Origin of the sequence: Rhizobium sp. LjRoot258, from assembly GCF_964254185.1 — a bacterium.
Lineage (GTDB): Bacteria > Pseudomonadota > Alphaproteobacteria > Rhizobiales > Rhizobiaceae > Rhizobium.
Genome location: NZ_CAXUST020000002.1, coordinates 869,160 through 881,107, shown reverse-complemented (window position 1 = coordinate 881,107; position 11,948 = coordinate 869,160). Strand labels below are relative to the sequence as shown.

The 11,948-nt window shown below is 58.7% G+C and carries 10 protein-coding genes; 4 read left to right on the top strand and 6 right to left on the bottom strand.

Translation table 11 applies throughout. The features are described from left to right. Positions 1–40: 40 nt before the first annotated feature. Entirely contained in the window at positions 41–1,426 is a 1,386-nt protein-coding gene (locus tag ACSQ9D_RS24965; protein WP_436284558.1) for a phenylacetate--CoA ligase family protein, read from the bottom strand. Positions 1,427–2,553: 1,127 nt separating this feature from the next. Between ACSQ9D_RS24965 and ACSQ9D_RS24960 the strand changes: the two genes are divergently transcribed. Beyond that, positions 2,554–2,775, top strand: coding sequence for a hypothetical protein (locus ACSQ9D_RS24960; protein ID WP_436284557.1), 222 nt, complete (start codon positions 2,554–2,556; stop codon positions 2,773–2,775). A gap of 308 nt (positions 2,776–3,083) precedes the next feature. On the opposite strand, the gene ACSQ9D_RS24955 is transcribed toward ACSQ9D_RS24960, so the two are convergent. Beyond that, positions 3,084–3,371 carry a DUF982 domain-containing protein gene (locus ACSQ9D_RS24955; protein ID WP_436284556.1) on the bottom strand — a complete coding sequence of 96 codons (288 nt, stop codon included), beginning with the start codon at positions 3,369–3,371 and terminating at the stop codon, positions 3,084–3,086. Positions 3,372–3,600: 229 nt separating this feature from the next. Between ACSQ9D_RS24955 and ACSQ9D_RS24950 the strand changes: the two genes are divergently transcribed. Continuing rightward, positions 3,601–3,861: a hypothetical protein gene (locus ACSQ9D_RS24950; RefSeq protein ID WP_436284555.1), complete on the top strand. Its 261-nt coding sequence runs from the start codon at positions 3,601–3,603 to the stop codon at positions 3,859–3,861. A gap of 2,012 nt (positions 3,862–5,873) precedes the next feature. Here ACSQ9D_RS24950 and ACSQ9D_RS24945 read toward each other — a convergent pair. Beyond that, on the bottom strand, positions 5,874–6,623 hold the full coding sequence (locus ACSQ9D_RS24945; RefSeq protein ID WP_436284554.1) for an SDR family oxidoreductase: 750 nt from the start codon (positions 6,621–6,623) through the stop codon (positions 5,874–5,876). Between the two features lie 98 nt (positions 6,624–6,721). Between ACSQ9D_RS24945 and ACSQ9D_RS24940 the strand changes: the two genes are divergently transcribed. Continuing rightward, on the top strand, positions 6,722–7,627 hold the full coding sequence (locus ACSQ9D_RS24940) for a cupin domain-containing protein (protein ID WP_436284553.1): 906 nt from the start codon (positions 6,722–6,724) through the stop codon (positions 7,625–7,627). A 143-nt stretch (positions 7,628–7,770) separates the two neighbouring features. Here ACSQ9D_RS24940 and ACSQ9D_RS24935 read toward each other — a convergent pair whose 3' ends face one another. Then, positions 7,771–8,364 carry a TetR/AcrR family transcriptional regulator gene (locus tag ACSQ9D_RS24935; RefSeq protein ID WP_436284552.1) on the bottom strand — a complete coding sequence of 198 codons (594 nt, stop codon included), beginning with the start codon at positions 8,362–8,364 and terminating at the stop codon, positions 7,771–7,773. 151 nt (positions 8,365–8,515) lie between these two features. Here ACSQ9D_RS24935 and ACSQ9D_RS24930 point away from each other — a divergent pair, with 151 nt between their 5' ends. Then, positions 8,516–8,914, top strand: a complete 399-nt coding sequence (locus ACSQ9D_RS24930) for a RidA family protein (protein ID WP_436284551.1) — start codon at positions 8,516–8,518, stop codon at positions 8,912–8,914. Between the two features lie 972 nt (positions 8,915–9,886). Here the strand turns inward: ACSQ9D_RS24930 and ACSQ9D_RS24925 are convergent. Together ACSQ9D_RS24925 and ACSQ9D_RS24920 are read right to left on the bottom strand one after the other, a co-directional pair. Next, positions 9,887–10,528: a TetR family transcriptional regulator gene (locus ACSQ9D_RS24925; protein ID WP_436284550.1), complete on the bottom strand. Its 642-nt coding sequence runs from the start codon at positions 10,526–10,528 to the stop codon at positions 9,887–9,889. Between the two features lie 129 nt (positions 10,529–10,657). After that, positions 10,658–11,947, bottom strand: a complete 1,290-nt coding sequence (locus tag ACSQ9D_RS24920) for an alpha/beta hydrolase (protein WP_436284549.1) — start codon at positions 11,945–11,947, stop codon at positions 10,658–10,660. Position 11,948 lies beyond the last annotated feature (1 nt).

Here is an 11,948-nt window from a genome sequence, read left to right as displayed (position 1 = left end):
CCGCTACGTGTTGGACAGCAATGACGGGAAAGCTGTCACTTCACGTCGAGTTGACTGAAGTCGGCGCGACGACAAGCCTTTCCTTTGCGCCGGAACCAGAGCGCTCGATCGTATCCACCGCCCGAACCACAATCCGACTAGGCTGCGCGTCGACCATCGCCAACGTCGCTCGCACGGCAGTCTCAATCCTCTCACCGACGACATCGATGTCGAACCCGGAAAACAGGGAAATGGTGATCTCTAGACCATCGGGCAACTGCGCGAACTGGAACTGTCGTACTCCCTCGGTACCCGTCAGCGGCGACCGCAGCCGATGAGCGTGAACGTCGACAATACCGCCTCCCCGTTTCGCGAACCGCAGCATCTCTTCTCTGCGGCCCTCGATCGCCTCGATGCGCCAGAATGGCAGGCCGCAGCGGCACGGTTCGGTCGCCAGGGTGACGACGTCTGAGATTTCATAACGAACCAAAGGCAGCACGCGATTTGTCAACGTCGTAACAAGCAGCTTCGCGCCAGGGGTTCCGTTCGGTACCGGACGGTCATCCGCGTCCACGACCTCAAAGACGAAGGCGTCCTCCGCCAAGTGCAGGCCGTCGGCCAAGTTGCATTCGTGTCCCATGGCTCCGGCCTCAGTGCAGGTATAGCTGTTGGTGACTATTGCCCCCCATGCAGACGCGGCGGTGTCCCGCACGTCCTGCGTCAGAGTCTCGGCACTCGTTCGGATCAGCCTCGGCCTGATCCGCAGGCGACCCGCAAGCTGTTCGCCCGCGAGAACCCGCACGAATGACGGATAGGTCGAGACGACCTCTGGCTGATATATATTGAGTCCCTCAACGACATCCTCGATCGGCATCAGGACGTTGAGCCTCGGTGCGGCCGGGCGTATGGCACGCATCTCGGCCCCGATACGATAAGAAATGTGAATGGGCGATGACGCGAAGATGCCCATGCTCTGCGTTTTCTCATCGATTCCCACGATCTTCTGAAACCGCAGCGTATTCGAGACTGCCGCTAACCACGCGGCTTCGTCGAATACCGCCAGCCCCTTTTCGCCTGTCGTTCCTCCTGTTGCCGCCACTCGGTATTTGCCAGCCAGGAGCGCGCCCGGATTTTCGCTGTTGAGGTGACCCTCCACTCGCCTCCGGCTCAGCCGCGTATCGGTTACGATCCGGTCGAAGTTTTGCATTAGCGCGCGCTTCGACAGCACGGGAAACTCTTTGAGCGGAGCATTGCGCGCCACGAGTTCACTGATCGTGTCGCCGTAGTAGGGAGAACAACCGACGGCGTGCCGCAGCGTGGATTCCAGGCGTTGGCACTGAAAAGCCAGCAACTTCTCCCTCGGCCATACATTACGGCTCATGAGTTCGTCCGAATGCTGAATAAGAAGATCGGTGTCTAATGTAGCTAATGGATGCGATGGCGACATCGAAAAGACCCCTGAGTTGTTTGCAACGTTCGACTTCTGGAAAGCGGTTGAGAGATGGCGACATCGCTCACGACGCCAGCACCCGATCTCAACGTCTCACTGCAATCGGCCCGAATGGCGAGTTTGCGGATGTCGTCTCATTAATGATCCGCGCGGACATCTCTTCCGATACCCAACCAACAAAGGTTCCATACGACCTAATATGGCACACCATGAAATGGGTCGAGACCGCCGTCTAGAAAGCGGTCGAGGGACTTCGAGAGGAAATCTTGCATTGACCAATGAGCGCAAAGGCTTGCCTTAAAGGAAGCGCGCTACACAGCTCCTACAGGACCACAATCCCATAGATAGCATGGCCCCCGACGCCGGAGTACCGCAAGCGAGCAAAATGAACTTGCGCAATTATGAGGCAGAGCGCGGTTCGCCCGATCACTGTGCTTTTTTCTGGCTGTGCACGGATCAGCCGGAATATATCCCGCGACCCGATTTGCCCGTTAACGGCGGGCTGCCCTCATTCTGGCGGCGGAAGCATGCGCAGGGGCTGCGACGAGCGCCGTCGCCGAAGAAGGAGCACAATTCGGCTCTCTTGCGAGCCGCAATTGATGCGGAAGTCCCGTTCGACTCCCCGTCGGTCTGGGATTTCGCAAAGAGCTGCTTCATCCTCTCGGACAGACTTCTGCCTCGGCGCTGCGGGAAACCGCGCTAGGCCCGGAACACCAGAGCTTTTGGTTCGTTTTCCTTTTAGAGGAGAATTGAATGTCAACGCACAAAACTCGACCTAACGGACGCAAAAGGCGGCTGAATGAGCTAGGTATCGTTTTGCCCAAAAATGTCGACGTCCCTGCCCTCAATGAAGAACAGCAGACACTGATTGACGCATATCGATTGGGGAGAATCGACGAGAAGGAGTTTCAGCTTCACCTTTCAAAGGACCGGGCGTTGGCTAACTATGTCCAGCAGCTATGCCAAGCTCCATACGACACGCTGCAGAACGACCGCACTAGCTTAAAGGCCCACGTTCCGAACGGGAACTAAGGTGCCGACGTCCCCGGCGGCGACGGCGTCCGGCTATAATGGCGCCTCTGCGTACGATCCAGTAAACTCCCAATGAACGGGCAACAGTCATAGTGCGCATCGAAGCGCTGGATGATTGCCAACTCGAGATCGTCGTCCCATTCGCGCGCCTGAAAACCAAGTTCGGCACCGACGTGAATGCTAAACTCCTTCAGCCCGAACGAACGCTCGAAGTCTTCTCGCATCAACTCGACGAATGGGCTGGTGTATTCAAGGATCTGGTTATCAGGCGGCGCGGGCATTTTTCACTTCATACCCATCAATTCTGCGGCTGAGCCCCGCCGCCGACAGTGTGGTTATAAGACGCGGCGAGCGCATATCGCGTGTAATCGTCGTAGATATCGTAGTCAGCGGCATGCTTATCTTCGCCCGAAAGCGCGCAGTACCAACTAAATCTGTCCCTACAAAGACTGCGCCATTGGGGAAATCTGGGAACTGGTCGCCCGCGCCAGGCACGGCTCGACGCGATCCGGCATTGGGGCAAATGGAAGCCGTGGCAGGGAAGGCTCGCGCGGCTTTCGTGCGCGGGAACAGAGCGGCTTATCATTGGCCTGTAGAGGCTGAGAGCGCGGCACCTTGGCCATTAGCTGGCCTGCTTCATTTCGTCCGTGTCATCCGGAAGGACATGCATGCCCGCCTCGTGAGCGGCTTCGACGAACGCTTGGCGAGCCGTATCCGCATCGACATACCATTCGATGGCCTCCATCGACCTCCAGAGCGCGGCGTGGAGCTTCTTCCCTTTGCCCTTTGGCCATTTGCCGCCAAGCAGCATAGCCGCGAGATCCTGAACTGTCTCAGCGTGTCGATACTGGCCGACGCCATCGAACTCGACTTCCAAAGGCTTTATGAAAACGGGAAGATCCAAGTCCATTTTCGAAGCTCCTTGACAAGCGGCGAACCAGTTAAATCCGAAGTGATTCGTTTGTATAGGCGCGTCAAAATAAATCGGAGTCGGAGGTCTCGTACATATTAAGTCCCACGCTCTCCAGGGACATTTTTCTGCAACCTTGCGGAACAAATAGGCCGACAACGTTGTTGATATTCTCGTATCGCTTGCATTTATGACCGCGTTAGTCTCATTGTAGAACGGTTCTTGGAACATGGAACCCGCACGCTTCGACAGCTTTCGCTATGGATTGGCGGCTCTTCTCATGTGCCGTCCACATCTGCGTCCCTATGCCTATATTGCACACCGGTGGGCCGAATATATCGAGAACTATGGCGACGCAGTCAGGTGCCGTGAGAAGTTGCGTGCTGAGGGTGGCGATAAGATGCTCCTGGAGGAATCCGAAAGACGCTGCATTCAGCTTGAGGATGAGGTGCAGTCCTATTTTGACACTTCACGCGTCGGCGTGCGGTGACGGGCTCTCTACCCTAGCCGGTGCCATGAGCGTATGATGACTGTTATGCCAATGACACTCTTCTTGGCACTTGGAAGACTTCAGGTAAACCCTCATCGAAACCCGCCTGAAGTCTCACTGGTGTCCTGTCGCGAAGGGCAGGATGCGTTGAGGGGCCAGTTCTCGACAGCGATCCCCCTGCGCGTACACGCCTAGCTGGTGAACCTCCCCCTCGATTTCTTGCTCTTAGGCTTTGGTCCAACTGGCGATCCTGGAAGATCGACGTAATGTGTGATTGTCCTGACCAGGAACAGGGCAAGAAGGGAAGCCCTCGCCCCATGCGACCGCCGCGTTGAAGCAATACCCCGAGGGCTTCCCTTTCGATCACGCTCCTGGGACGGCAAAAACCCGCTCGTGGTGCGGAAGCACTATCCGCATAAGGATCGTGGGAAACGCAGCGGAGACTGACCCGCGGAGACTTCGACCATGAGCAACGTTGAAAAGCTGAAAGCGCCGCCTCGAGCTCCAGATCGACCGCGCCGAGAGGCATCGAAGGGGCGTTCGATGCGGATAACCTGATCATCACGTTCAGGCAGATGCCCGAGGAGCCGTCGGACATCTTGAACAGCTATATCGCGGTCCTGAAGGAGATAATCGAGGACGTCGACGACGAACTCGATGAGGTGGGCGAGCGCCTTTGACTACGATGCGGAGGACTGAATGTCGCCTCCGCTGGCGCCAGCTCCTGCCTCCAAAGAGGCCGAAAGATGCGGATATCACTGCCCCCTGCACGAGAGCCGAGATCGAGGTCGAAGGTCGATTTGCTTGTTGCTAGGGACTTTGGTCCCTCTAGTGATCCGTGCAGATTGGCGTAATCTGTCCTTGTTCTGACCGCTGGGAGCAGGACAAGAAGGGAAGCTTTCGCCCCATGCGACAGCCACGTTGCAGCAATAACCCGCCGAGGGCTTCCCTTTCGATCATTTTCATGGGCGGTACTAAGCAACTCAGATCATCGCGGGCCTGGGCTACAACCGCGCCTCTACGTCCGATCCAAGAAGTTCCCAGCGAAGTCCGAAGTCTCGCGGGCAAGGTCATAGTGCGCATCGAAGCGCTGGATAATTGCCAATTCTAGATCGTCGTCCCATTCGCGTGCCTCAAAACCAAGTTTTTCGCACCTGAATGCTAACCTCTTTCAGCCCGAGCGACCGCTCGACGTCGTTTCGCATCTCTTCAACGAATTGGCTGGCCTATTCAAGGATCTGATTATCAAGGAGGTCCGGGCATTCCACCCTATACCACCAATTCTGCGAAACGGGCCGATCCCACCCGCATGACTTTTGCAGAGATTGCAACGGCTTACCTGTAAAAGTACACCATCGCGGCTCTTGCGAGCCCTCGCATCTATCCGGCGTCGTCTTTCTTTCACGGGCTTAGCTCGACACCCTTGGCTCTCAACTCTCGGCCGTTCATAAGGTTGACCAAGTCTTTGGCCTCATGAGCCGTCAAACAGTCCAAGGGAACGCCTTCGACAATTTCAGGACAACCAGTGAAGGTATCTACGACGGACCATTTCCCGTCGTAGACCAGACTTTCCTCAACCTGGTACCTCAGGTGGGTTCGTTCGCAAGGCATCAAAACGTCGCCTCCCACGTCCGGGCTGGAGGCCCCAAGCGCCAACCACGGCACGCCTGGAAGTCTCCTGCCGGGGGAACTTCCGGCGGGTCTTGGCGTACAACGCAGCCCGCGTGGTCGAAAGTCTCCCTTTGGTCCCCTCGCTTTAAAGATTACGCTCTCCAAAGAGGATGGCTAGTCGGACCAAAGTCCGAGGTGCTGGCTGATCTTAAAAACAGCAGCATTGTCTTGCACCTCACGCAGCCCATTGTCGGAAGCTTCGCGTCGTGCGTCCAAGCGCGATACTCGATCTCAGCGATCAATGTCGGCTGCACCCAAACGAGGTTTTTGCACTGACCTCATACCGGACAGGGTGAAGAAATGGTCTTCGGCTGTGCGTCGGCAACAGAGGTGGCCCTGTACTAGCCCGCCAGTGCCACTGCATCAGCGCCCGCAGGAATGCGCAGCGGGCTGGACGGCTCGGTCGCGGCGCGCCATACGGCTTCGGCGACGTCCAAAGGCCGGGTGGTGGCGGACGATTGCTGCTGCTCCCATCCTGCAAAAACGCTCTGCACGAGGCCGGAATATGCTTCGGGGAAGCCGCCCCGGCCGTGGACACTCGACCGCGCTGTCTCGCTGAAGCGAGTCTCGGGAGCCCGTCCCGGTATCACAAGGTGCGCGCGTATATCGAAGGCGGCGAGTTCCAATGCAAGCACTTCGGTGAACGCGTTCACGGCCGCCTTGCTGGCGGTGTAAACGGAAAGCAGCGGAAGCGGCTTCAAGGTCACACTCGATGTCACGTTCACGATGATGCCGCCCTTGCGCTGCCGGAACTGGGGCAGTACCGCTTGCGTCATCGCCATCGTGCCGAGTGTGTTCGTCTCGAAGATGTGGCGCAGGGTATTCATTGACGTGCCTTCGAGGGCATTCAGCCAGCCGATCCCCGCATTGTTGACCAGCATATCGATTGGGCCGGCATCGTCGATGGCGCGGCGAATGCTTTCGGGTTCGGTAACGTCGAGAGCCAGTATGCTCAGGTTCTCGGAGGAAGGCAGGATGTCCTCGCGCGGCGTGCGCATGGTCGCGATAACCTTCCAACCGCGATCGAGAAAGTATCTGGCAATTTCCAGGCCGAATCCGGACGAGCAACCGGTGATGAGAACGGTCTTCATGGAGTGTCCTTTCTGTTTTTTGTCTCCCTGGAATCTAGACCGCGCCCGCCGCACTTTCTATAATTGAAAGTCCAGTTATCGTTTTCAAGAGTCCGGAAATGACCGATCCTCTCGCAGAAGTGGTGACACTGCTGCAGCCGAGCGCACCGCTGTCAAAGCTCGTCAGCGGCGCGGGTGCCTGGCACGTCCATCGGTTGGAATCGGGTCAGCCGTTCTACTGCGTGATCCTGGAAGGGTCTTCTTGTCTCACTATCGAGGGACAGGAGCCGATCGAGCTTCGCGAGAGCGATTTTGTCCTTATCCCGGCGGCCTATGGTTTCACCATGTCGAGCCTTGAACCGGAGACATCGGGGGGCATCGATCCATTCGGCGTTACGCAAATGGTCGGTGAAGTAAGGCATGGCAATCCCGACGGGCCGCCCAATGCCCGGTTATTGGTCGGCCATTTCGCATTCGGCTCGCCGGACGCAGCCTTGCTGGTATCGCTGCTTCCGCAGTTCATTCATGTTCATGGCGAGGCGAGGTTCGCCACCATCGTTCAGCTGGTGGGCGACGAAGCGCGTGCATCACGGCCCGCGCGGGATATGATCCTCGCACATTTGATGGAGGTCCTGCTCGTCGAGGCTCTCCGCTCGACGGCTGGCACCAAGGCCCCGCCCGGTCTCCTGCGCGGGCTGGCAGATGCTCGGCTAGCTGCTGCAATACGCCGGATGCATGAGAATCCGACGCGAGACTGGACCGTCGAGCAACTGGCTGAGGAGGCCGCGCTTTCTCGCTCGGCCTTTTTCGAACGATTTCGCCGCGCCATGGGTGTCGCCCCCATGGAGTACCTGCTTTCGTGGCGGATGGCGCTGGCCAAGAACCTTCTTCGGCGAAACGAGGGTGGCATGAAGGAAATCGCCGAGCGCGTCGGCTATGGTTCGGCCAGTGCCTTCAGCGTCGCGTTCACGCGTTTTGTCGGCGTGCCGCCGACGCGCTATGTGCAAGAGGTCGTACTTAGGTAAAGTCGACCTTGCTTGTGGAATGACGGCTTTGGGCCAAGGCGGAAGCTGCTGAAACCCCTCGTGGTCTTGAAGGGTATAGCCTCGATTGAGCGTTCCGCCGTACCAAGGTCGCGCCTGACAGCTCGATTTCAGCTATCGGCAGGTCACAATGGCTCTAAAAGCAGCCCCGTTGCAAGGGAACGGAAAGCCTCCACGGCCTTCGGCAGCACATCCTGCGCGTTTTCGCTTGCGGCGACCCAGAGAGCGGCATTGAGTGCCGCACCGCTGAGAAGCCGGGCAACGGCCTCCGCGTCAAGCGGCTTGAGGATGCCCTGTGCAATCAGGCCCTCCACCGCTCTCTTGGTGACCTGCAGGCAACTGTTCTGGCTAGGCCATTTCGAAGGATCACCCAACACCGCAGGTCCATCAAGCAGAACAATGCGTTGGACTTCGGGATCAAGCGCCATCTCGATATAGGCGGCGCCCTCGGCCAACAGTCCTAGCCAGTCGCTGCCCGTGCGAGCGCCGATCTGCTTTGCGCGCGACGCCATTTCCGAGTCGATTTGCTCGACGACCGCGGCAAGCAGCCCCCGCTTGTCACCGAAGTTGTGATAAAGCGCACCGCGCGTCAGACCGGCTTCGGCGGTCAACTCGTCCATGGACGCTGCGGAATATCCCTTTTCGGCGAAAGCCTTTCTTGCCGCCGCGATCAACTTGCCCCGGTTTTCTTGCATCGTTTCGCTGCGTCGTTTCGCCATTTCGTCTCCCATTTCACATACGCGGCGTATATTAAGTTGACATACGGATCGTATGTGGACACTTCACATACATACCGTATACAAAATGCGGCGCAGGCTTGTGAAGCATACACCGCGCCCATCGGTCCTCCATGCTAAGAAGGAAATCCGAATGACCCAGCGCGAAGCAATCTTTCCCGCAGACAGGCACGCACTTTATGAGGAGCATGGCTATTCCGCCGCCATTCGATCCGGTGATCTTCTGTTCGTGTCCGGGCAGGTCGGCAGCCGTACCGATGGAACGCCCGAACCCGATTTCGAGCGCCAGGTTCGCTTGGCATTCGAAAACCTCAAGTCGATACTGAGCGCGGCCGGCTGCACGATGGACGATATCGTGGACGTGACCACCTTCCATACTGATCCTGAAAACCAGTTCGGAACCATTATGGCTGTCAAGCAACAGATTTTCAGCAGGCCGCCCTACCCCAATTGGACTGCGCTCGGGGTAAACTGGCTCGCCGGGTTCGACTTCGAGATAAAGGTTGTCGCCCGTATTCCAGCAAATACCTGACGCCGCGACACGTCCGGCTTCGCGGGAAACGGCCGCTCAAGGTCGGTGGCAACAACGAAGATACGGTGTGTGGCCAACTGAGACACGAACAAATCCGTGCAATCGGAGCGCCAGCAATCAGGAGATAAACACGATCCGCGATCATCTCATGGCAGGGTTGTTCGCCCTCGCCATGCATACCCTCGCTGACGACGCCGCTCTTCAGGAGCTTGAGCACCACCTCCACCCTAGGGGCAAGTGCCGCAGACGGTTTCCCCTTCTTTTTGCTGGGTGCTCAAATTATTGGTTCCAAACATTTCTTGGTTGGCTAATATGCCGCCCATGGCAACCGAACGGTGCGACTTAACAGGGCGCAGCGGGGACCGAGCATCCTGTATGGGACGAAATCTCGAATGCCAGAGGGAGGGAAGCCTAGGGCTCTCTGGAGGCAACACCTAAGCTTCCCTTCCGCCGCCTTCAAGGAACTTGCCGACAATGGAGTTGGCATTTGCATGAAAGAGCGACATAGCCGCAATGCGAAACCAGGGGTGGGCGCCCCCCAGTTGGAATGCCATCAGTCTCGCCTCGGAGCTGAGCCAGGCGATTTCCTTGTTGGCGGCGTCCAACTCTCGGCTTGCCCGGTTGTCCGTGCTGCCCGTCCGACGACAATTTCCCGATCAAACGGTCTCATGGGAGTGACCCGCGGCCGGCGCTCTGGCAAAGTGAGGCTGTTCACTCCCATGGGATCTGACGCCCCATAATCCCGTAGTCCACGTCGTAGCCGAAGACCCGGCTCTACTTCTCGAAGAAGTCCTGCCACGGCCTCCACCCGTTCGTCGTAGGCACATAGCTCCCTGCACTTCCCCCAAAAATGACCCGATCAGTTCCTTCGATCACCGCGCGGACGAGCCGTCTTCGCTCGGGAGCGGGCCAGGGCCGACGAGCTTGACGCGCCGCTCTGGCCCGGCTCGGCCGCGACCTTCATTCCCGCGGCTATGCTCTCCTTGGTGTCCCGTCCCCGCCTGCGTTAACTTGGCGGAGAGCTGCAACTGCGAAGGAAGCGAGTTCATGAGCTGATAGCTCACAGTGGCTCGAAGGCAGTGCTCCAATAATCCTGGGGTCCCACAAGGAGATGAGTGAGGCGCAAAAGCAGGAAGCGGCAGCGTTGACATTCCTCGCAACGAACTCTTCGGTCTCAATGCCAGTGCGAATGAGCTCCCCCACATTGGTCTGAAGTCGCTTCAGATAGTCTCTGAACGACGGCCAACCGCCTTCAGCGGCGAGAACAACGAGGTCGAACATTTGGCAGTCGCCGTGACGTGCCTGCAGCATCAAGCGGTGTTGTCCGAGTGCGGTTTCCTTCAGACGGCCAGCCGCACTGACCACTTCGCCGTCGGCAGATGGGGTAAAGCAGAGCTCGCTTCCGAAGAAATTTCCCGCAATGGCATCCCATACCGCAGCCTTGGAGGGGAAGATTTTGTACACGCTTGCCGGGGACTTCCCGAGCAATCGGGCAATATCGGCGACGTTTGTTTTCGACGGCCCGTACAGCCGGCACGCCGCAGTGCCGGCTTCGACGATCCGGGACATGTAATCAGCTCGCGGCTGCTTTCTTGCACTCGTGCCAACGTCCATTTGTCAATCCTATCGAGTCCGTGCAGCGGTATCCGGTCGTTTCGACTTTCCCTTCCTGCGGGCAAAGCGCGGAACGAGCACGTGGGATGGGGCATCCTCAGACTGACGTCTGCTTGCAGCGGCTGCGGTTCAGTACGAAATCTGCCCGTCCTTGATCTTGCCCCCGTCCGAGGAGAGCTCCCGCTTCAGGACTTCTCGCGCCTCCGGGCTGATGACCGCGACTGGAGCCGTAACGGCAAGGCGCGCTGCCGAGTCGGCGAAATTTGCCGCAGTCACCCCGATCTGATCCGCAACGCTCGCCTTTCCGCCCTCCAGGCTTTGACCGGCCAGCCGCCGCCCGAGCAGGCGCACGATCTCAGGACTGTCGGCGAAGGCATTGTGGCCGAGCGGATCGTTGGTCGCGATGGCGCTCGTGTCGATGACGGAAACGCCGAGTTCGTCGAGAAGAGGCGCATAGGGTCTGAGATCGGACCCGCCGACGCGGTTGACGCCACCCGATAGCCAGCTCGACATCTCCAGCGCCTTGTCGCGTGTCGACGTCAGGATCACAAAGTGCGGCCGCTTCGGCCCCATCTCGGTGAACTGACGGCGAAACACGTCGATGTCGATGTCCGGCGATGCGAGAACGACGTTCTTGACCTTCGCCGGGATCGATTTCTCGCGCATGGCGACGCCACGCAGGGCCTCGGCCGCAAGCCAGCCGCCCATGGAGTGAGCGAGGATCGTCACATCTGAGACGTCGGGACTTTTCACCGCCTGGAGGATCAGATCCTCGAGAGCGCGGCGCGAGTAGTTGGCGCTCTCCTTGTCGTAGAGGTAGTCGAAGACACGCCCCCTTGATGGCCAGGTGAAAAGGATGGGTGCGGCATCGGTTCCTGAGTCATGGATGATCTGCGCGAAGCGAAAGACCGCGTCGGCGTAGGTATTGTTGAAGCCATGCACGAAAATGATGACCTGATGCTTCGTGTTTCGGTTCTTCCGGTACCAGTCGAAAGCCTGGCCTTCTGATTGCACCTTGGCAACCTGCGTGACAGCAAACTCCTTTTGCGGGTTGGGCGGCATGCGGGACGGCCACTGCACCTCTCCGATCTTGCGGCTCCGATCGGGCGGGATGGATACGTCGACGCTGTTAAGGGAAATCGCCGTCCCGCGGTCGCCAGAAAAGAGTTTGCCGGGATCCTCCGAAGGCTTACGTGTCGTGGCCACCAGCATGGTGACCCGGCTCGTGCCGGTGGGGGCGACGGCGAGAGGCTGAAGGACATCCTGCACCCGGTTGGCGCAACCCGATGTAACAAGTGATAGGGCCACAAGGACCGGGACGGCTCGGCCCATGCGGGCGGCGATCGCCTTGGCGAACCCAAAACCAAACCCGGTGAGACCCTGGGCAATGCGCCCAGGGAACGAGAGCGATGTGGCCATC